The following is a 19,228-nucleotide window of genomic DNA, read 5'->3' on the forward strand; positions in this document are numbered from 1 at the left end:
TGGTGCGGGTTCTTTATTAGGGCCAGTCGGCGACCATGCGTTCGACAATGATGGCGACCGCCGCCGCGCCCGCATCCGGGGAACCTATGCTTCGCGCTCCGCTGTAGCTTGCCCGGCCCCGTTTGGCTTCCATGGCCGAGGTGGCATCAGCGCATTCGCGGGTCTTGGCAGCGAAAGCAGTGCGGCACTGGGCAGGCGTTGCGCCGGCGGCGAGCTGCCTCTCTAGTTCATCGGTTGCGGGGATCAGGGCATCCAGCAGGGTTTTGTCACCGAGGTCTGCGTTGCCGCGTGCCTTGATGCCGTCCGTGGCTCCGCGCAGCATGGCCACGGCGGCGGCGCCGTCGATCGTGGCGGTGTCCTTTGCAGCCGCAGATGCGCGCAGGAAGGCGGTGCCCCACAGCGGCCCCGAAGTTCCGCCGATGCGGCTGGAGATCGTGAGCGCTATCTGCTGCAGGAACGTCGCGACGTCGTCGCGTTTGAACGTGTCCCAGTCGGCGAGGACTTTCTCGAAGCCGCGCGCCAGGGAGTACCCCAGGTCGCCGTCGCCCACGACGGCGTCGAGATCGCCGAACGCCTGTTCCTGGTCGACGGCGGTCTGGGCCAGGGACTGGACAATGAACTCGACGTTGCTTAGGTCGCTGCTGCTCATGGTGTCTCCGTTTCGTGCGTGGTGGGGAGGGCCAGCAAAGTCTCCAGGGTGGCGAGGGTGACGGCGCCGGAAAGGCCGACGCCGTGCGGGTCCGCGAGCACCTCCGCCTGCTCCTGGCCGGGATCACCCAGTGAGCTGACCACCAGTGCCGCCCCGTCGAAGTTTTCCCCGCGGGTGAAACCGCTGACTGTCACGAGGGTTTGGAGCCCGGCGCCGACGGCGGCACGCAGCCCGTTCTCGCTGTCCTCGACGACCAGCGCGTCCTGTGGCTCGACGCCAAGCTCCTGGAGTGCCAGGAGGTAGATGTCCGGCGCCGGCTTCTTCGCCGGCACTATGTCGCCGGCGAACACGGAAAAGGATTCCGCGAGCTCGTCCCCAACGGCGTGCGTCAGGACGGCACGCACAGCAGGTTCCGCCGAGGTGGAGGCGACGGCGAGCATCCAGCCGGCGCCGTGCGCTTCCTGCACGATCCGCGCAATTCCCGGCCGTGCTGGCATGACGCCGCTTTGAACCAGTTGCCTGTAGACCTCGGTTTTCCGCTGGTGCCAGGCCAGAACCGCGCGGTCTGCCGCTTCGGCGTCCTGCAGGCCCAGGGATGCTGCGAGCGCGGGGGAGAGGATGCTGCGCATTCTTTCCTTGCCTCCACCGATCTTCACCTTCTCCGCGTACTCATCCACAGACCACTGCACAGGAACTCCGAAGTCGGTGAAAGTCTGGTTGAAGGCCGGCAGGTGCCCATATTGTTCGGTGTCAGCGAGCACGCCGTCGCAGTCGAAGATGAGGGCCGGCATGCTCAGCGGCCGCCCTTGCCTGCGCTGCCGAACTGCGTGCAGAGGTCCGTGACCATGGAGATGACGTCGCCCCGGGTGTGCCTGAAGAGTGAGGGCGGGTCCCACTTGCGCTCCTGCTCAGCCTGCTTGAGGAAGCCCAGGCTGGACTGCATGTACGTTTCCTTGAGGGCGGTTGAAATGTTGACCTTCGCGCACCCCCGGGCAATGAGGTCCGCGAACTGCTCGGTGCTCAGCCCGCTTCCGCCGTGCAGGGCAACGGGGAGACTGCGTGCATCGACAATCTGCGTGACGCGGTCTGCATCGAGCACAGGTGCTTCCCTGTAGCTGCCGTGGGCGTTGCCGATCGACGGGGCGAAGACATCGATCCCGGTGGCGTCAATGAAGTCGAGAGCCACGCCGAGGCTCTGCTGCCGGGACACTTCATCGGAACCGTGGTCGTCTTCGACGCCGGTGATTGCCTCGATCTCGCCTTCCACCTGGGCGCCGTGGGTACGGGCCTCGGCCACCACCTCGATGGTCTGACGCTGGTTCTCCTCGACGGGGAGGTTGGAGGCATCAAAGAGCACGGAGTTCCAGCCGGCTTTGAGGCATTCGGTGACTACCTCGCGGTCCGGGCAATGGTCCAGGTGCAGCGTCACCGGAACCTCGATGCCCCGCGTCATCGACTGCCACATATCGAAGAGGACCCGGGAGCCGATGCTGCGAACGGTCTTGACGGAGGTCTGCAGGATGACCGGGGAGTTCGCTTCCACTGCACCTGCGAGCACACCCTCCATGGTCAGGTCATTGAAGATGTTGATGGCGGGCACTCCGTAGCGCTCCCGAAACGCCGGATCAACAATTTCCTTCAGCGGTACGACGCCCACAGCACTTCCTCCCGGCTCGGTTTGAGGCCATGCTAGGCGCGTTGTCCCGACACCGGAATGGGTGGTAACCCTCCCCGTACATGGGGGTATTTCCCACCTCGCCGGCGCAGGGCCGCGGTGGTTGAATGGGCCGCGGCTGCGCAAGCCACTGCGTTTTCAACTTCAACGGTGAAGGACACCCATGGCCCAGGGATCAGTGCTCGAGACCATCACTTCCGCGGAAGCCCGCCGGGTGATCGATGCGGCGGCAGGGAAGGCAACGGAAATCGGCCAGCCGATGGACATCGCCGTCGTTGACGCCGGCGGCAACCTCAAGGCGCACGTGCGGATGGACGGCGCCAACATCGGCAGTATCACCATCGCGATAAACAAGGCCTACACTGCGATCGCGTTCCAGTGTGAGACCGGGGACCTGCAGGGTGTTACCCGCCCGGACGGCCCTATCTTCGGGCTGAGCGATGCGCACGGCGGCAGGCTGGCCGTGTTCCCAGGCGGCATCCCGCTGGTGCGCGACGGAAGTATCCTGGGCGCGATTGGCGTCTCCACGGGGACGATCGAGCAGGACCAGGAGGTCGCCTCGGCGGGCGTAGCTGCCTTCTGAGGCCGGTCTACCGCAGGGTCACCAGCATGGTGCGGTTGCGGGCACCGGTTTTCCGCAGCATGGCGCCCACGTGCTTCTCCACGGTTTTCACGGAGATCCCCAGTCTGGTGGCGATCTGCTTGTCCGCAAGGCCCTCGGCCAGCAGGTTGCGCACCTGCACTTCCCGGGCGGTCAGCCGGGAGGCGGCCGTGTCCTGGGGGACTTCGCGGCCCTCGGCGAGGCGGCTGAAGACCGCGCCGTCCAGCAGGGCATCACCCCGGGCTGCGGCGACTACGACGCGCGCCACCTCGGCGGAGGTGGAGGACAGAGAGATGAAACCCCGAATGCCTGAGGACGCCGAGAGGGCAAGCTGCTCATCGGTCGGCTGATCCGCCACAACGACGACGGGCCGCTCGACCGTGTCGCCGCTGGCCGGGCGTGCCTGTGCGTAGGGGCCGAGCAGGGTTTCGTCCAGGACAATCATGTCCGGCTGGAGCAGCGACACCGATTCCGTCAGGTCCTCCAGCGTGGCAGGTTCTCCGAGGACCTGAACGGACGGCTCGGAGGTTTCGAGCAGCCGGACGAGGCCGGCGCGAACGAGCGGCCGGGTGCAGGCAACGAGGACTTTCCACCGGTCCCGGGACGCGTCGCCGTTCGAGGAATACGGCACCTGCGCCCGGATGCTGGTGCCCCATCCCGGCGTGGAATCCACGTGGAGTTCGCCCCGCAGATAGTGGATGCGGGAGGCCATCCCGTGAAGGCCGAGCTGGATTCCCTGTGTACTTCCAACCTCCCTCTCGACGTTCCGGCGCTCAAAGCCGCGCCCGTTGTCCTCGACGACAACCCGCACGAATGCTTCGTCGTAGAAGATCCCCACCCGGCAACTGTTGGCCCGGGAATGGGCAAGCACGTTGGCCACGGCTTCCTGGATCACCATATAGAGCTGGTAGGCAACGACCGGCGACAGTTCACGCGGCTCACCGGTGACCAGGAAAGAGATGCCGGTTCGGGAGCCCGCCCTTACCGTGTCGAGTTCCAGCCGGACGGCTTCCTCGATGGTGCGGCCGGCGAGACCGGAGGGGGCAAGGCCAAGCACCGTGCGCCGGGCATCAAAAAGGGCTTCGTGGGCCAGTACGCGGGCGGAGTCGATGTGTGCAATCGAAGGTGAACCTCCCGGCGTCGCCTTATCCGCCCGGTCCAGGTGGAGCAGGAGTGCGCCCAGCGACCGGCCGATGGTTTCGTGGACCTCCTGCACCGCACGTTCCCGCTCTCCGGCAACGGCCGCCTCACGCTCCTTCGCGGCGGCGGCCTGGTGGAGCCGGCTGTTCATGATCGCGATCGCGGCGTGGTTGGCAAAAAGCTCCACAAGGGAGGCGTCCTGGGCGGTGAAAATGCGGCCCGGCCCGTTGCTGAAGATGGCAAATGTGCCGATCACAGCGCCGTCCCAGACGATCGGCACACCGATGACGGCGCTTGCCCACCGGGGATCGCCGGGGTCAATGTGGCCGGAGGGCACAGACGCGTAGCAGTCGAGGATTACCGTACCGCGGGTTTTGACGATCTGTCCGGTTAGGCCTTCCGTCAGTGGAAACGTCTGCCCCTGGTGGCAGCCGACGCCCTGGTCCACTTCCTTGCGGTAGTACCCCTCTGATTCATGCACGATCGAGATGGATCCGCTCTCACAGCCCAGGAGTGCGACGGCGTTGCCCAGCACGCGTTCCAGGAGCGGCACCAGCTCGAACTGTCCGGCCAGGCCGCCTGCCAGTTCGGTGATGCGGTCCAGCTCCGGCAGCGGGGCGTGGCTGAGCGGGGTAATGGTCTGAGTGGGAAGCTGCTGCATTGACGGCCCCTGTCTTGCGAGACGCTGCGCTGCGCCCGGGGTCCAAGAATAGCCCGCGGGATCAAGGCTGCAAGAGGTTAGACATGGTGCAGGCATCTGGTCACAACACCCCAGATGGTCAGCGCCGCCGGATCAGGGACGGGCAGGTCCTCATAGGCGGGGTTCTCTGCGGCCAGGACGATGCCCCGGCCGGTCAGGCGCAGCCTGCGCACCGCCAATTCCCCGTCCAGGACAGCGATGACCACTGACCCGTCACGGGGTGTCAGCGACCGGTCAACGATCAGCTCGTCACCGTCGCTGATCCCGGTTCCGGACATGGCGTCGCCGGAAACCCGGACGATGTAGGTGGAGGTGACATCCCGGATCAGGTGCCGGTTGAGGTCGATGCGCCCGTCGAAATAGTCCCGGGACGGGCTGGGAAAGCCGGAGGCTGCGTCCGCGCTGGAGAGGGCCTCCGGGCGGGAGCCCGCGGAAGCGCCGGGAGTGTTCCCCGAGAAAACCGGCATCTTCCAGCCCTCCGCTGCGTTAGAACATACGTTCGATCCGTTCTAGCCTAGCATCGCGCGGGCCGGGTGCTGCAGTAGGGTCTCGGGTTATGGAGACGGGATGGCAAAGGCGGGCGGTGCTGTGGAAGGTGGCGGACATGCTCCCTGATCCTGCGGCACTCGGCCGGCGCGTGTTTGTTGCGGTCAACGGCGTGGACGGGGCCGGAAAGTCTACGTTTGCCGACGCGCTCGCCGGTGTCCTGCCCGCCCCGGCCGCAAGGCTGTCGATCGACGGGTTCCACCGGGCGCGCGCCGAACGCTACCGCCGGGGTCCGGACTCTCCGGAAGGATTTTGGTTGGATTCCTACGACTATGGCGCCTTCCGCGGGCTGGTCATCGACCCGCTCCGGCCCGGCGGCTCGGGACGCTGCCGCACGGCGAGCCACGACCTGGGTTCCGATGAGCTGATTGAAGGACCGGTACTGCAGGTCCCCGAGAGGGCCTTCGTTTTGGTGGACGGAATCTTCCTCCACCGCCCGGAACTGACCGGGATCTGGGATGCTTCGGTGTTCCTTGATGTGTCCTTCGAGACATCGTGCCGGCGCATGGAACTGCGCGATGGCTCCGACCCTGACCCGGAGGCGCCCGGAAACCGCCGCTACGTCCAGGGGCAGCGGCTCTACCTTTCGGCGTGCGGCCCCCGGTCCGCCGCGGACATCCTGATCGACAACAACGACGCCGGCGCTCCTGTCCTCCTCCGCGGCGTGCCGGCCGGACGGTCCAGCCGGGGTCTGGACTGAGCGCCGGCCGCAGGGGTTGTGGTCTTGGCGGGCCGCTGCGGGCGATACCGTTTAACCCATGAACGTCGAGGTGTACATCCCGCGCAAGCTCGGGCGGGAGCTGGAAGAGTTGGCTGAAGAACAGGGAGTGCCGGTGGAAAGCCTGATCCTCAACGGTGCCAGGCTGCTGCTGGAACACCGCAACCGCCGCAACCACGTACAGTCCTAGCGGCGTGCAGGGCGGGGGAGCGGCTTTTCACCGCACCCTTGCGTGCCGCTAACTGGTTGTCTATTGTCGCGGCCGCACCTTTAATTCCCCGGCAGGCAAGGATGAAACCGGCATGAGAATCACCGTGGCAAGCATCTTCGTTGATGACCAGGAGAAGGCGCTGGATTTCTACACCAGGGTCCTCGGATTCGAGAAGCGTTCCGACGAGCCGGCAGGGGGTGCCCGCTGGATCACCGTCGGCAATGCCGGAGAGGAAGGCGGCGTCGAGCTGCTGCTGGAGCCAAGCTCCCATCCGGCGGTTGGCCCCTTCAAGGAAGCGCTGCTCCGCGACGGGATCCCCTTCAATTCCTTCGGGGTGGCCGACGTTCAGGCTGAATATGAGCGGCTGCTTGCCTTGGGAGTGGAGTTCACACAGCCGCCGGTCCAGATGGGGCCGGTGACGACAGCCGTGTTTTCCGACACCTGCGGCAACCTTCTGCAGATCGCCGCCATGGAGGGATGACTTGTGCCGGGTGGGTCTAGTGCGGAATGTCGTAACTGGGCTCGCGAAGGGTGGAGCCGCTGATGCGGTGCATCCGCAGGCGGCAGAAGGGGTCATAGACTTCGACGTCGATCCTGCCCGTGGCTGAATCGGCAGTCCGGATGCAGGTGCACGGGGCAAACACGTGCGCTGGACCTTTCTGGAAAACCGAAAAACCTGACCCTTTCATTCTTACTCTTTCCGGGTCCGTCCTCCCGGCGGGGTGCGGTCCGCGAGCGGGCTCCGGCCGGCGTTCGTTGAGCGCCGGGAAACCGCGGAGGCCCAGACCCAGGTAGAGCGCCGGATGCCGGCGTCTTCCCACATCACCTGCACTGCCTTGGCCGACCAGGTGCTGGTTTCGCCCTTGACCAGCTCTGCACAGCCGGGAAAGCGGATCCATGCCCAGACCGGAATTGCGGGCATGGTCGTAGTGACCGGAAAGTGGTCAAAATCAAGTTCTTCGGGGGTCAATCCGATGGGGTCGGCGCGCCTGGCGTACCTGGCTGCCAACCGCGCCGCAGCCTGAGGGTCCATGACTTAAGTAGAACATATGTTCTAATGCTGTGGGAGCGTCAGCAGCAGCCCGGCACTGGGCTCCGCGGCCGATGTGGGGCAGAATGCCTTCCATGTGCGGACGATACGTGATGGCCAGGGCAACGTCGGACCTGGTGTCCTCCTTCGCTGCGGACCAGGTGGTGGGGGAGGAAGTTGAAGCCTCCTGGAACGTCGCCCCAACCGATGATGTGCGGATTATCACCGAACGCCGTGCCGGGGACGGCACGGTCCGCAGGCTGGCAACGGCCAAATGGGGACTGGTTCCGGTCTGGGCCAAGGACCCCAAGATCGGTTCCCGGCTGATCAATGCGCGGCGGGAGACCGTCCTGGAGAAACCTGCGTTCCGGAAGGCAGCGGTCAAGCGCCGGGCACTGGTTCCGGCAGACGGTTATTACGAATGGGAGAAAACCGAGGACGGCAAGATCCCGACGTACCTGCATCCCGCCACGCCGGAGCCGATCGCCTTTGCCGGACTGTATGAATTCTGGCCCGATCCCAGCCTTCCGGAGGACCACGAACACAAGTGGCTGCTCAGCGTCACCATCATCACCACGGAGGCAGCGGATGAACTCGGGCACATCCATGACCGCACTCCGCTGATTGTCCCGCCGGATGTTTATGACACCTGGCTGGATCCGGAACTCACCGACGCCGAAGCCATCGCCGCCCTGCTGGACGCGATTCCCGATCCGGTGCTCACCCCGCGGGTCGTCTCCAGTGAAGTGAATTCGGTGCGGAACAACGGACCCCAGCTGATTGAGCCGGTCCAAGACCGGCGCGGGGAAGCCTGAGAGGGCAGGATCCGGACCGCATCACCAGGCGTAATCCTCGGGTGCAGGCTTGTGGCCCGGGAAGATGGCATCCAGCTTTTCCAGCGTCTCTGCGTCGAGTTCGAGGTCCAGCGCGGCCAGGGCGTCATCGAGCTGTCCGGAGGTACGGGGACCTGTAATCGGGGCGGTGACGGCCGGCTGGTGCAGCAGCCAGGCGAGGGCGAGGATGCCGGGCTCGATCTCCAGTTCCGCAGCGAAGTCCTCATACGCCTGGATCTGCTCCCGGTGCTTGGCAAGCAGGTCCTGGACCCGTCCCTCGGCCCGCCGCCCGCCGTCGTCCTGGGCTTTCAGGATGCCGCCGAGGAGTCCGCCCTGGAGCGGAGACCACGGGATCAGGCCCAGCCCGTATTTCTGTGCCGCAGGAATGACCTCGAGCTCCACGGCGCGGTTAACCAGGTTGTAGATGCTCTGTTCTGAGACCAGGCCGTTGAAATTCCGCCGGCGCGCGGTCTCCTGGGCTTCGGCAATGTTCCAGCCCGCGAAGTTGCTGCTGCCGTTGTAGATGACCTTTCCCTGGGCTACCGCAGTTTCCATGGCCTGCCAGATCTCGTCCCAGGGTGTGTTCCGGTCAATGTGGTGGAACTGGTAGAGATCAATGTGATCGGTCTGCAGCCTTCTGAGGCTGGCGTCCAGCGCCTGGCGGATATTCAGTGCGGAGAGGTACGTGTCATTGGGACCCGGCCCCATGGAACCGTAGAGCTTGGTGGCAATCACGGTTCCTTCCCGGCGGCCCCCGCCCTGGGCGAACCAGCGGCCCACGATTTCCTCGGTGAGGCCTTTGTTGTCCCAGCCGTAGACGTTGGCTGTATCGAAAAAGTTGATGCCTTCTTCCTGCGCCTCGTCCATGATGCGGTGGGAGTCCACTTCGCTGGTCTTGGGGCCAAAGTTCATGGTGCCAAGGCACAGCCGGGAGACCTGCAGGCCGGAACGGCCCAGATGCGTGTACTTCATGCTTCCTCGGTTTCCTTAGGTCGCCGCAGCCGGACGCTCGGAACGAACGCCGGGGTGCGCGGGCGCACTGCTCCTCATTCTGCCGACGGCGCCCGCCCCGTGGAAGAGGCAGGCCGCCAGCGGCGTCCCGTCCGGGGAAAGACAGACAGGCCGGCCCAGTGCCGGCCCGGGCGGCAGCCGACCCGCCTCCTGTAGCCTAGGAGCGCACATTCGGACCGGGCAGGAGGAAAAGTGGCCGAATCGTATTACCGCTCGCTGGGTGAGGGGACGTTCGAATCAACCATCCACACCCAGGGTGCCTGGAACGACCACGAGCAGCACATGGCGCCGGCAGCGGGACTGCTGGTGCACTGCCTGGAGCAGGCCGACCAGCGCCCGGACCTCCGCCTGGCCCGGGTCAGCTTCGAGATCCTGGGCATCATCCCGCAGGGCATTTTCGACGTCACCACCAAGGTGGCCCGTGCCGGCCGCACCATCGAACTACTGGAAGCCGAGCTCATTGCCGGCGGGCGCACGGCCATCAAGGCCACGGCTTGGCGGCTGGCTGTGGGTGATACGTCAGAGGTCGCCGCCCTGGAAGACGACGCCATACCCGGTCCCGCGGAAGCAGCAGGCTTCGACGGGATGACCGCCTGGCCGGGGAACTTCATCAACACCCTCGAGTTCCGTGCCGTTCCCGGCCTCCGCCCCGGACGGGGACAGGTCTGGGTCCGGTCCCCGTTTGAAATGGTCGACGGCGGACCGACGCCGGACCTGGTCAGCCTGCTGGGCCTGGTGGATGCAGCCAACGGCGTCGCGGCACGGGTCCCGCCGGGAGGGGACAGCTGGATGTTCCCTAACGTAGACCTTCAGATCCACCTTCACCGCAGGCCCGAGGGGCGCTGGCTGGGCCTGGATACCCGGGTGACTTTCGGCACCGACGGAATCGGACTCACCTCTTCGGTGCTCCATGACGAGTCGGGGCCTTTTGGGCGCAGCGAACAGATCCTCACCGTCCGGCCGCTGGGCCGGGGCTGACCGTGCAGGAACCGGCGCGTGTCCTGGAGGTCTACCGGCAGCGCGATTCGCTGGGCGCCGCGGAGGACCTGGAACTCGCCCTGACGCTTCTGGCTGCGGCCCGCAAGGGAGAGCTCGGCCCGTCGCTGCGCGTCTACCGTCCCCGTCCGACTGTGGCGTTCGGCCAGCGTGATGCCAGGCTCCCGGGATTCGCAGACGCGGCGGCCGCCTGCCGGGACCTGGGCTTCGAGCCGCTGGTGCGCCGGGCCGGGGGCAGGGCAGCTGCGTACCACGAAGGGTGCCTGATCCTTGACCACATCGAACCGGAGGCTAACGCCGTCGCCCGTTCCCTGCCCCGCTTTGCTGACTTCGCATCGCTGCTGGCAGCGGCGCTGCAGGATGCGGGCGTGGCGGCTGCCGTGGGCGAGATCCCGGGGGAATACTGCCCCGGTGAGTACAGCGTCCACGGCGGGACCGGAACGGGGCGCATCAAGCTCGTGGGAACCGCCCAGCGGGTTGTCGCCGGGGCCTGGCTCTTTTCCTCCGTGGTGGTGGTCCGGGATGCCGCGCCGCTGCGGCAGGTGCTGACAGCCGTCTATCAGTCGCTTGGCCTGGACTGGGATCCGGCAACCGCGGGAGCAGCAGAGGACGTGGCGCCGGGACTGACGCTTGCGGACGCCGAAGCTGCCCTGCTGGCCGGCTATGGCCGGTACGCCCGGTTGTGTCAAGGGGACCCCTCTGCGCTGCTGAAATTCTCCGCCGGGCCGGGCCGGATGCTTCCAACCACTGCCTGAGCCCGTTAGCATCTGGCAACGGAAAAAGCAGCGTGCGCGGCTACAGACCGGCCGTGCGCAGGACTAATCAAAGGACCAGCATTGCCCAAGAAGAGTATTGAAAACACTGCCCACCGGTTGAAAGCCGTCCTGGAAATCCTGGCGGCCCATGATCCGTCAGAACAGGGAAAGACCTCCCGCGCCGAGGTGCTGCGGCAGGCCCTGGAGCAGGTGCCCCTCGACGAGGCTGAGACGGCGCTGCTGGCCAGCGGCGTCGCCCGCGGTGAACGCGCCCTGGTCACTGCCAGCACCAAACTGGTCAAGGCTGGCTGGATCCTCAAGGAAGGCCGGGCAGGATGGAGCATCACGGGCGCCGGACGTGCCGCCCTTGCCGAGTTCCCCGACGTGGAACAGCTGCAGGCCGCGCTGCACGGAAGCCGCCAAACGGTTGAAGCGGTGACCGCCTCCGAAGCGCAGGGCGAGGCGGTGCTCGAAGAAGCACTCGTCTCTGCCGAAGCCGCTCCTCCCGCTGCGCAGCCCCACGGCTCGCACCCGGAGGACAACTACGAGGGTCCGTCCTTCCCGCAGCCGGGGTCGGTGGCCGTTCCGGGCACGTTTGGCGCAGTCCTGGGCGGGGATGACTGGGATCCCGGAGCGGATTCCGTGCAGCTCAGCTTCGACCGCAGCGACGAACTGTGGAAGCTGACCGTGGACCTGCCGGCCGGGAACTATGAGTACAAAGCCGCCCTCAACGGGTCCTGGGCTGAAAACTATGGAACCGGTGCACACTTCGACGGCGCGAACTACAGCTTCCAGCATGCCGGCGGTCCCGTCACGTTCCTGTACGACCACGCCACGCACATGGTGGTGACCAAGCCGGACAGCGTCTGACCCGCGCTGCGGGGCCCGGCCGGCAGCCCCGGCCGGCTCAGGGCTGCCGGCCGGGTTCGAGCCGCACCGGATCCACCAGCACTCCGGCCGGTTCCCTGATCCACCAGGCACCGTCCCGGCGCAGTTCAGCGGGCGTCGAAAACCGGTACGTGAAAACCCTGGCGCGGACCCAACTCGGCGGCCTTCCGCTGAAGGGGTCTTGCCGCAGCAGTTTCAGGGTCGCCCCGTCCGCCTCCAGCAGCTTCTGCAGGAGGGCAGGAAACCAGCCGCGCCCGGAGGCGCCCAGGCCCAGGAACCACATCATCCAGTCCAGGCGCAGATGGTAGGGGGCGAACTGCCGGGGCAGACGCCGAGGATCTCCGGGCTTGCCGTGGAACTGGTATTCCAGCCACCGTGCCTCCGGTCCGGGATCGTCCAGCGTGCCCTCGATGATGACTTCGTGCCGGCGCCGCGTGATGCTTCCGAACGCGCCGTAGGCGTTGGAGAGGTGCCACCGGTTAAAGGACGCATTCATCAGCTGGTTCCTGCTGAACAGGTTCCGCAGCGGCGCCCAGGCCCAGTAGAGCATCGCCGCCGTCATCGCCAGCACCACGGCAATGAACCACCACGGGACGGAGCGTGGGTCAGGGGACGCGAAGGAGGCCCAGGGCAGCAGCGCCCGGACGGCGCCGTCGTCGATCGCGCTGAAGGCCAGCAGGATGGTCAGGGTGTTGAGCCAGGCGAAATTGCCGGAAAGGACCAGCCAGGACTGGGTCAGGATCACCAGGGCTGCGGCGACGGAAGCCACCGGCTGCGGGAAGAACAGGAAAACCGGCACCACGAGCTGCGCAAAATGGTTGCCCAGCACTTCAGCCTTGTGCAGCGGCTTGGGCAGATGGTGGAAGAACCAACTCGCAGGATTGGGCATGGGTTGGGTTTCGTGGTGGTAGTAGAGGGCCGTCAGGTCCCGCCAGACCCTGTCGCCGCGCATCTTGATCATTCCCGCCCCGAACTCCAGCCGGAAGGCGAGCCAGCGGAAGAGGAACAGCACAGGAAACGGGACCGGAACCTCGTCGGAGCCCAGGAACGCAGCGAGGAAACCTGCCTCCAGCAGCAGGGACTCCCATCCGAAGCCGTAGAAGACCTGCCCGATGTTCACTATCGAGAGGTACAGGAAGAAAAGCACGCCAAACGCCAGCATCGGAAGCCAGGGCGGTCCCTGCTGGGGCAACCCGGCAACCAGCAGCGCCGAGACCAGGACACCCGTCCACGCCGCCGAACGCAGCAGCCGGTCTGAGTAGTGCAGGCGGAACAGTGTTGGAATCCGCCGCTCCCGCGCACGGTCCAGGTACGCCGGGGCCGGCAGCAGGCCGCGTTCACCCAGCAGGGCCGGAAACTGTGCCGCCGCTGCCAGGAACGCCAGCAGGAAGACCGCGGCGATGCCGCGCTGCAGGACCTGGCGTGCGAATTCGTATCCCTCGGCGCTGAAATACTCCATGGCGCCACCACACTAGCGCTGAATCCGCCGCTCCGGCAGTACGCCCGCTGTGTCGGCCGCAATGGGAGATACGGTGCCCGGCGGGGCACTCGGGGACTACTATCGAGGGCACTGCGAGCTGAAGGAGTGCCACCATGTTCGAGTACGGAAAAGCGTTCAGCGGGTTCGCTGTGGACGACGTCGACTCCGCCCGCCGGTTCTACGGCACCACTCTGGAGCTCCCGGTGACGGCGGACAACGGGATGCTCCGCCTGGAACTGGGTCCGGAGAAGCACGTGCTGATCTACCCGAAGAAGAACCACACTCCGGCCACCTACACTGTCCTGAACTTTCCGGTGTCCGACATTGATTCCGCCGTGGAGGACCTCGTTGGCAGGGGAGTGGTCTTCGAGGCGTTCGAGGGGGTGGACGCACAGGGCGTCTTCCGGCGGGGCGGACCGCTGATTGCCTGGTTCCGGGACCCGGCCGGGAATATCCTTTCCATCCTGGAACAGGATTAGCGCCTCTCGTGGCTCAACGGCGGAACATGCTCGGGCCCCGGGGGCGGTCCTTCCGGCGGGTGCTCGGTGCCGCCGCAGCAGCCGGGTCGGCCGCGGGTGTCTACTATCGGATCGTCCGGCCCCGGCTGCGGCGCGCGGAGGCCGGGGGAGAACTTCCGGGAGACACCTTCTTGTCCGGAAAAGTGTTCGAATACACCTACAGCATGATGGTCCGCGTGCCGGCCGGCGATCTCTGGCCCTATCTCAACCGGGTCGGCCACGGCCAGGGCGGGTGGTACGTCGTCAATCGGTTGGCGGCACCGGAGAGCACCGCGCCCGCGGTCTCCCTTCTGCCGCAGCGGCACGAACTGGACGTTGGGGACGTCATGTCCAGCGGCACGGGCCACAGGCTGCGCATCAAGGAAGTGCAGCCCAACGAATGGATGCTGTGGTCGGACGGCGACAGCCGCTGCACCTGGCTGTGGATGCTCCAGCCGGTCCGCCCCACCCAGACGCGGCTGCTGGTACGAGGCCGGTTTCGTTACGGCGTGCGGGACCCGGGTTCACTGGCCGCTGTTCCCCTGGCCGCCGTCGACTGGGCCACTATGCGCCGCTGCGTGAGAACTATCCGTGACCGGGCCTCCGTTCAGTCCGCAAGCAGGCTCGGCAACCCGAACCGCTGATAGGTTGACATCATGGAATCTGCTTCCTCGGCCAAGGCGCTCCTCGAGGGTCCCCGGGGACGGGAGCTCAGTCTCGAGATCGCCCGGTCAGCATCGCCTTCGCACCCCGCAGAGTTCTACGACACCAGGCGGCTGCTGCCGCCTGGTCTGTCCCGGAATGCCGAGCGGGTGCTCCGCATGCTCACCTCCGTGCCCGAAGACCTTGCAATCAGCGCTGCCGAGCTCCACAAGTGCCTGGCCCGGGTGGTCCGGCGTGCTGTTTACTGGCGGCCGCCGGACGAAATTTCGCGCCTGCTGGCTGAGCCGGAGGTCCGGGAGGCCCTGATCCCTGCCGCCGCCGCAGCTATGCGTTCAGCCGGGTCGGATTGGTGGACACAACCCAGTGCACCGCTCCAGCATTACGTGCAGTGGATCGGGAGCAACGTTGTCCAAGGTACGGGGGAGGTGAGCCTCTCGGGTGCAAGGGACAAGCTGAAACAGTGGCACGGGGCCATCCTTGTCCAGCGAACGAACGCTCCTGTTGCTGCGGGATGGACTGGCAGATGGTGGTCCGGTCCGGCACTCGTGGGGCTTCCCATCACGACGTCCGCCCTTCCTGGAAGCGGGCCGGCCGGGCTGAGCCTCGTGGAGGACCCGCTGGCCTGGAGGCAGGCGCGGACCTTTCCGCTCCGGGCCCGTTCCGGGGCCCGGATCTATGAAATCGACAGTCCGGCCCGCTGGGAAGAGCTGGTGCGCCGCTACCCGCTGGACGTCACCCTGCCCCGCCGGGCCGCATGGTCAAAAGCCGCGGGGACGCCTGAAGCGGAGACCTGGTTCTGGCGCATTCCGGACTGGGTGGCCGTCTCGGAGGATTTCGACGGCGTCCATCTCACCGTTCAGGCATACCTGCGCACTGCCGGGAGCGTCGTGGGTACCAGTTACGAAAAGACCATGCTCGCCGGCTGGGCTCCGGGCGAAACCTGGTGGCTGACCGACATCCTGGAGGCAGCCGGAGAACCGACGGACTGGCAGGCAGCAGAGGGCAACGAAGGCTGGCAGGTCCAGCGGCCCTGAACGCACCCCCCGGAAACCCGAAGGGACAGCTTCGGCACGCGCAGCGAGCCGTAACTGTCCCCTCGGTTGTCCCCTCGACGAGCGACAGGAAACGGGCCGGACTAGTGGCCGCGGGCAATCCATTCCTGCAGCTGCGGTGCCTCAGCACCGATCGACGTCGAATCCCCGTGGCCGGTATTCACCACCGTTTCCGCAGGCAGGCTCAGCAGCCGGGTGCGGATCGATTCGATGATGGTACCGAAGTCGCTGTATGAGCGGCCCGTGGCCCCGGGACCTCCGCTGAACAGCGTGTCACCGGAGAACACGGTGCCCAGTTCGGGAGCGTAGAAGCAGACCGATCCGGGGGAGTGGCCCGGGGTGTGCAGTGCTTCGAGGGTTATTCCGGCGATTTCGAACGTGTCGCCGTCCTCGATGACGTCATCCGGTCCTTCGTCCGGGAACACGGCATCCCAGAGCATCCGGTCTTCTGCGTGCAGGAACACCGGTGCGCTGAACCGGTCCTGGGCAGCAAGGACGGCCCGGATGTGGTCATCGTGGCCGTGTGTCAGCAGGATGCCCATGACTTCCCGCTCGCCCACGGCGGCTTCAATGGCGTCAACGTCGTGGGCCGGGTCGATGATGATCACCTGCGCGTCGTCACCGATGATCCACACGTTGTTGTCCACGTCCCAGGTGCCGCCGTCCAGGCTGAAGGTGCCGGAGGTGACGACCTTGTCGATCCGTGCCGCCATTAGAGCTCCACCACCGAACGCAGGACCTTGCCGTCGTGCATCTTGGTGAACGCTTCCTCGACGTCGCCCAGGCCGATCCGCTCGGAGACGAAGGCGTCCAGGTCCAGCCGGCCCAGCTTGTACTGCTCCACCAGCATGGGGAAGTCGCGGGAGGGCAGGCAGTCGCCGTACCAGGAGGACTTCAGCGATCCGCCGCGGCCAAACACGTCCGCCAGCGGCAGTTCGATCTGCATATCGGGCGTCGGAACGCCGACCAGGACCACGCGGCCGGCCAGGTCGCGGGCGTAGAACGCCTGCTTGTAGGTTTCCGGGCGTCCAACGGCTTCAATAACGACGTCGGCGCCGTTGCCTCCGGTGAGCGCGCGGATGGCCTCGACCGGATCTTCTTCGCGGGAGTTGATACCGTGCGTGGCACCGTTGGCCAGGGCCAGATCGACCTTCGCGGAATCGATGTCCACGGCGATGATCGTGGTGGCGCCGGCGAGCTTGGCACCGGCAACAGCGGCAATGCCGACACCGCCGCAGCCGATCACTGCCACGGATTCCCCGCGCTTGACCTCGCCGGTGTTGATCGCGGCGCCGATGCCGGCCATGACACCGCAGCCGAGCAGGCCCACCGCGGCCGGATCGACGTCGTCGTCCACCTTGGTGCACTGGCCGGCGGCGACCAGTGTCTTCTCGGCGAATGCGCCGATGCCCAGGGCGGGGGAGAGTTCCGTGCCGTCTTCCAGCGTCATCTTCTGCGTGGCGTTGTGGGTGTTGAAGCAGTACTGCGGCTGGCCCTTGCGGCAGGCACGGCATTCGCCGCACACGGCACGCCAGTTCAGGATCACGCGGTCGCCCGGGGCTACTTCGGTGACGTCGGGGCCGACCGCGGAGACCACGCCGGTCGCTTCATGGCCGAGGAGGAAGGGGTAGTCGTCGCTGATCCCGCCCTGCTTGTAGTGCAGGTCGGTGTGGCAGACACCGCAGGTGAGGATGTCCACGAGTGCTTCACCGGGCCCGGGGTCCGGAACCAGGATGGTCTCCAGCGATACCGGAGCGTTCTTTTCCTTGACTACTACAGCTTGGACCTTATGAACCATGGGGGAGGGCTGCCTCTCGGGAGATATCTCAGGGGCACCCCGGCATTCCGGGGCTACTGTCCCACCCTCGGCCCGCCGAGGCGGGCGGTCACTTGCGCGGCCCCGGGATGGGCACCAGTGTTCGGGCAGGTCAGAGGCCCAGACGGGACTTCACCTCGGCGGCTGAGGGGTTGGTTGCCGAGGAACCGTCGGGGAAGAGGACGGTGGGGACGGTCTGGTTGCCGCCGTTGAGGGACTCGACGAGTTCCGCGGTGCCCTCGGTATTTTCGATGTTGACCTCGGTGTAACCGATTCCCTGGGCATCCAGCTGGGACTTCAAGCGGCGGCAGTAGCCGCACCAGCTGGTCGAGAACATGGTGATGGTTCCGGCTGCTGGAGTGAACGCTTCGGCGGGTGCGGTCATGGGGGAGTTCTCCTTGCTGGGTTGTTTGTACTGACGGTTGTGCTGCCAAGGGAACACTTGCGGACGGTCTTCCATTCCCAGGCAGCTTTGGATTGAGCGCCGGGGGCCGGCGCGTTAGGCGCGCCGGTGAATTAGCTGTCCGCACTCCTGCTGGGCAGACTGGGAACATGTGCGGTCGATACGTCATGGCCAGGGCCATTGGGGACCTGGTGGCGGAAGCAGAAGCGGAAGCGGATGCGAACCTTGAGCTCAGGCAGTCCTGGAACGTGGCTCCCACGTCTGACGTACCGGTGGTCCTGGAACGGCTGGTGCACGGTTCCCGGGTCCGGCAGATCCACACGGCCCGCTGGGGGCTGGTTCCGGCGTGGGCGAAGGACATATCCGTGGGGGTACGCGGGTTTAACGCGCGCAGCGAGACGCTGCTGGAGAAGCCCACGTTCCGGGAGCCAGTCCTCTCACGGCGGTGTGCTGTGCCCATGGACGGGTACTACGAATGGACGAAGGGCCCGGGCGGCACCAAACAGCCGTACTTCGTGCGCCGGGCCGACGGAAAGCTGAGCTGGTTCGCGGGGCTTTACGAATGGTGGGCCGACCCTGCGGTCCCGGCCGGGAAGGACGGCCGGTGGCTGCTCTCAACCTCGATTATTACCCTGGCCGCTCCCGACCCGCGGGACGCCGATTCCGTCCTGGCCGGCTTGGGGGCCCTTCACGACCGGCTGCCCCTGCCGCTCTCAGCCGCTGCGCTCGCGGACTGGATCAGGCCGGGGACGCTGGGGCAGGCTGCAGCCATCGACCTGCTGGCGGGAGCCCTGGACCAGGCGTATGCAACCGCCGGGCAGTTCCGCCTGGACCCGGCCGACCCTGCTGTGGGAAATGTCCGTAACGACGGTCCGTGGCTGCTGGAGGCTGTCCCGGCACGTCCGGCGTCAGCGCCGGAGGACGCGCTGTTCTAGGACTCTGTAAACCCTGGGGCCGGAGACCCTAGGACTCCAGGACGGATAGGGTGACGTTTCCGTCCGCGTCCACGAACAGTCCGGGGTTGTGGCAGATTTCCCAGCGGAAGCCGTCCGGGTCGGTGAAGTACCCGGAGTATCCTCCCCAGCTCATCTGCGTTCCGGGGGCGGCGATGGACCCGCCGGCAGCCGCCGCTTCATGCAGGATCGCATCGACTTCCTTCGGCGACTCCACGTTGTGGGCCAGGGTGACCGGTGCCATGGCCGCGGATCCTGTGGCTCCGGACTCCGCAGCAAGGTGGTCATTGCGGAAGAACGACAGCACGATGCCGTGTCCAACCTGGAAGAAAACGACTTCGCCGGGAACGTACTGCAGCGCGTCCCAGCCAAGCCGGCAGTAAAAAGCATAGGTAACTTCGACGTCGCTCACGCCAAGGGTGACGACGCTCAACTGGGGCAGCATGTACTGATCCTGCCACTGAACCGGCGTCAAACCCAGAATATGGCGAAGAGGCGTCATCCCGTCCGAAGAGCAGTCAGTCCTGCAGCCTGTTGACGCGGCGGGACCGGAGGGTCTCTCATGGAAGGCGGCAGTGCACGTCCACAGGCGGGGTGATGGCCGGTTAGGG

At 66.3% G+C, this 19,228-nt stretch carries 25 protein-coding genes; 12 read left to right on the plus strand and 13 right to left on the minus strand.

Translation table 11 applies throughout. The annotated features are described in order from the left end of the window. Positions 1-16 precede the first annotated feature (16 nt). The 3 genes from dhaL to TVB01_RS03510 are packed head-to-tail and all read right to left on the minus strand — an operon-like array spanning position 17 to position 2,306. The gene (gene dhaL / locus TVB01_RS03500; protein ID WP_422454137.1) at positions 17-649 is read right to left on the minus strand and encodes a dihydroxyacetone kinase subunit DhaL; all 633 of its coding nucleotides are present in this window, start codon (positions 647-649) and stop codon (positions 17-19) included. Then, positions 646-1,440, minus strand: a complete 795-nt coding sequence (locus tag TVB01_RS03505; protein ID WP_422454139.1) for an HAD-IA family hydrolase — start codon at positions 1,438-1,440, stop codon at positions 646-648. Before TVB01_RS03505 ends, dhaL begins: the two co-directional genes overlap by 4 nt. A 2-nt stretch (positions 1,441-1,442) precedes the next feature. Then, positions 1,443-2,306 carry a class II fructose-bisphosphate aldolase gene (locus TVB01_RS03510; RefSeq protein ID WP_422454141.1) on the minus strand — a complete coding sequence of 288 codons (864 nt, stop codon included), beginning with the start codon at positions 2,304-2,306 and terminating at the stop codon, positions 1,443-1,445. Between the two features lie 181 nt (positions 2,307-2,487). Here TVB01_RS03510 and TVB01_RS03515 point away from each other — a divergent pair, with 181 nt between their 5' ends. Further along, on the plus strand, positions 2,488-2,907 hold the full coding sequence (locus TVB01_RS03515; protein ID WP_422454142.1) for a GlcG/HbpS family heme-binding protein: 420 nt from the start codon (positions 2,488-2,490) through the stop codon (positions 2,905-2,907). Positions 2,908-2,914: 7 nt separating this feature from the next. Here the strand turns inward: TVB01_RS03515 and TVB01_RS03520 are convergent, their stop codons facing one another. Next, positions 2,915-4,726, minus strand: coding sequence for a GAF domain-containing protein (locus TVB01_RS03520; protein WP_422454144.1), 1,812 nt, complete (start codon positions 4,724-4,726; stop codon positions 2,915-2,917). A 77-nt stretch (positions 4,727-4,803) separates the two neighbouring features. Continuing rightward, complete coding sequence (locus TVB01_RS03525) at positions 4,804-5,232, minus strand: LexA family protein (protein WP_422454146.1); 429 nt, start codon at positions 5,230-5,232, stop codon at positions 4,804-4,806. Positions 5,233-5,369: 137 nt separating this feature from the next. Between TVB01_RS03525 and TVB01_RS03530 the strand changes: the two genes are divergently transcribed. The 3 genes from TVB01_RS03530 (at position 5,370) to TVB01_RS03540 (ending at position 6,721) form a co-directional block, all read left to right on the plus strand. Then, positions 5,370-6,011 (plus strand): uridine kinase, encoded by a 642-nt coding sequence (locus TVB01_RS03530; protein ID WP_422454147.1) that lies wholly within the window; start codon positions 5,370-5,372, stop codon positions 6,009-6,011. Between the two features lie 58 nt (positions 6,012-6,069). Next, the gene (locus TVB01_RS03535; RefSeq protein WP_227895644.1) at positions 6,070-6,219 is read left to right on the plus strand and encodes a hypothetical protein; all 150 of its coding nucleotides are present in this window, start codon (positions 6,070-6,072) and stop codon (positions 6,217-6,219) included. A 112-nt stretch (positions 6,220-6,331) separates the two neighbouring features. Beyond that, positions 6,332-6,721 carry a VOC family protein gene (locus TVB01_RS03540; protein ID WP_422454149.1) on the plus strand — a complete coding sequence of 130 codons (390 nt, stop codon included), beginning with the start codon at positions 6,332-6,334 and terminating at the stop codon, positions 6,719-6,721. Positions 6,722-6,737: 16 nt separating this feature from the next. On the opposite strand, the gene TVB01_RS03545 is transcribed toward TVB01_RS03540, so the two are convergent. Together TVB01_RS03545 and TVB01_RS03550 are read right to left on the minus strand one after the other, a co-directional pair. After that, positions 6,738-6,884: a hypothetical protein gene (locus TVB01_RS03545; protein WP_422454151.1), complete on the minus strand. Its 147-nt coding sequence runs from the start codon at positions 6,882-6,884 to the stop codon at positions 6,738-6,740. 47 nt (positions 6,885-6,931) lie between these two features. Continuing rightward, positions 6,932-7,273, minus strand: coding sequence for a hypothetical protein (locus TVB01_RS03550; RefSeq protein WP_422454153.1), 342 nt, complete (start codon positions 7,271-7,273; stop codon positions 6,932-6,934). Between the two features lie 92 nt (positions 7,274-7,365). Between TVB01_RS03550 and TVB01_RS03555 the strand changes: the two genes are divergently transcribed. Then, positions 7,366-8,085, plus strand: coding sequence for an SOS response-associated peptidase (locus TVB01_RS03555; RefSeq protein WP_422454155.1), 720 nt, complete (start codon positions 7,366-7,368; stop codon positions 8,083-8,085). 21 nt (positions 8,086-8,106) lie between these two features. On the opposite strand, the gene TVB01_RS03560 is transcribed toward TVB01_RS03555, so the two are convergent. Beyond that, the gene (locus tag TVB01_RS03560; RefSeq protein ID WP_422454156.1) at positions 8,107-9,075 is read right to left on the minus strand and encodes an aldo/keto reductase; all 969 of its coding nucleotides are present in this window, start codon (positions 9,073-9,075) and stop codon (positions 8,107-8,109) included. 231 nt (positions 9,076-9,306) lie between these two features. Here TVB01_RS03560 and TVB01_RS03565 point away from each other — a divergent pair, with 231 nt between their 5' ends. From TVB01_RS03565 to TVB01_RS03575, 3 genes are all read left to right on the plus strand, one after another. Continuing rightward, positions 9,307-10,092, plus strand: coding sequence for a thioesterase family protein (locus TVB01_RS03565; protein WP_422454158.1), 786 nt, complete (start codon positions 9,307-9,309; stop codon positions 10,090-10,092). After that, the gene (locus TVB01_RS03570; protein ID WP_422454253.1) at positions 10,089-10,865 is read left to right on the plus strand and encodes a lipoate--protein ligase family protein; all 777 of its coding nucleotides are present in this window, start codon (positions 10,089-10,091) and stop codon (positions 10,863-10,865) included. The genes TVB01_RS03565 and TVB01_RS03570 overlap by 4 nt, the downstream gene beginning before the upstream one ends. An 81-nt stretch (positions 10,866-10,946) precedes the next feature. Further along, entirely contained in the window at positions 10,947-11,735 is a 789-nt protein-coding gene (locus tag TVB01_RS03575) for a winged helix-turn-helix domain-containing protein (RefSeq protein ID WP_422454160.1), read from the plus strand. Positions 11,736-11,772: 37 nt separating this feature from the next. Here the strand turns inward: TVB01_RS03575 and TVB01_RS03580 are convergent, their stop codons facing one another. Continuing rightward, on the minus strand, positions 11,773-13,212 hold the full coding sequence (locus TVB01_RS03580) for a lipase maturation factor family protein (RefSeq protein ID WP_422454162.1): 1,440 nt from the start codon (positions 13,210-13,212) through the stop codon (positions 11,773-11,775). 134 nt (positions 13,213-13,346) lie between these two features. Between TVB01_RS03580 and TVB01_RS03585 the strand changes: the two genes are divergently transcribed. From TVB01_RS03585 to TVB01_RS03595, 3 genes are read left to right on the plus strand one after another with little or no spacing between them, the layout of a single operon-like run. Continuing rightward, a complete protein-coding gene (locus TVB01_RS03585; RefSeq protein WP_422454163.1) occupies positions 13,347-13,712 on the plus strand; it encodes a VOC family protein in 366 nt (121 codons plus the stop codon). 26 nt (positions 13,713-13,738) lie between these two features. After that, a complete protein-coding gene (locus TVB01_RS03590) occupies positions 13,739-14,374 on the plus strand; it encodes a hypothetical protein (protein ID WP_422454165.1) in 636 nt (211 codons plus the stop codon). Between the two features lie 12 nt (positions 14,375-14,386). Next, positions 14,387-15,427, plus strand: a complete 1,041-nt coding sequence (locus TVB01_RS03595; RefSeq protein WP_422454167.1) for a hypothetical protein — start codon at positions 14,387-14,389, stop codon at positions 15,425-15,427. 101 nt (positions 15,428-15,528) lie between these two features. Here TVB01_RS03595 and TVB01_RS03600 read toward each other — a convergent pair whose 3' ends face one another. The 3 genes from TVB01_RS03600 to TVB01_RS03610 all read right to left on the minus strand — a co-directional run bounded on the left by TVB01_RS03600 (position 15,529) and on the right by TVB01_RS03610 (position 17,646). Then, the gene (locus TVB01_RS03600; protein WP_422454169.1) at positions 15,529-16,158 is read right to left on the minus strand and encodes an MBL fold metallo-hydrolase; all 630 of its coding nucleotides are present in this window, start codon (positions 16,156-16,158) and stop codon (positions 15,529-15,531) included. Then, entirely contained in the window at positions 16,158-17,243 is a 1,086-nt protein-coding gene (locus TVB01_RS03605; protein WP_422454170.1) for an S-(hydroxymethyl)mycothiol dehydrogenase, read from the minus strand. The genes TVB01_RS03600 and TVB01_RS03605 overlap by 1 nt, the downstream gene beginning before the upstream one ends. 130 nt (positions 17,244-17,373) lie before the next feature. Further along, positions 17,374-17,646, minus strand: a complete 273-nt coding sequence (locus TVB01_RS03610; protein ID WP_422454172.1) for a mycoredoxin — start codon at positions 17,644-17,646, stop codon at positions 17,374-17,376. Between the two features lie 167 nt (positions 17,647-17,813). On the opposite strand from TVB01_RS03610, the gene TVB01_RS03615 reads away from it, so the two are divergent. Then, a complete protein-coding gene (locus TVB01_RS03615) occupies positions 17,814-18,599 on the plus strand; it encodes an SOS response-associated peptidase (RefSeq protein ID WP_422454173.1) in 786 nt (261 codons plus the stop codon). 28 nt (positions 18,600-18,627) lie between these two features. On the opposite strand, the gene TVB01_RS03620 is transcribed toward TVB01_RS03615, so the two are convergent. Continuing rightward, a complete protein-coding gene (locus TVB01_RS03620; protein ID WP_422454175.1) occupies positions 18,628-19,062 on the minus strand; it encodes a VOC family protein in 435 nt (144 codons plus the stop codon). Positions 19,063-19,228: the final 166 nt, after the last annotated feature.

The organism is Arthrobacter sp. 7Tela_A1, from assembly GCF_049311065.1.
In the GTDB taxonomy this organism is placed as follows: domain Bacteria; phylum Actinomycetota; class Actinomycetes; order Actinomycetales; family Micrococcaceae; genus Arthrobacter_B.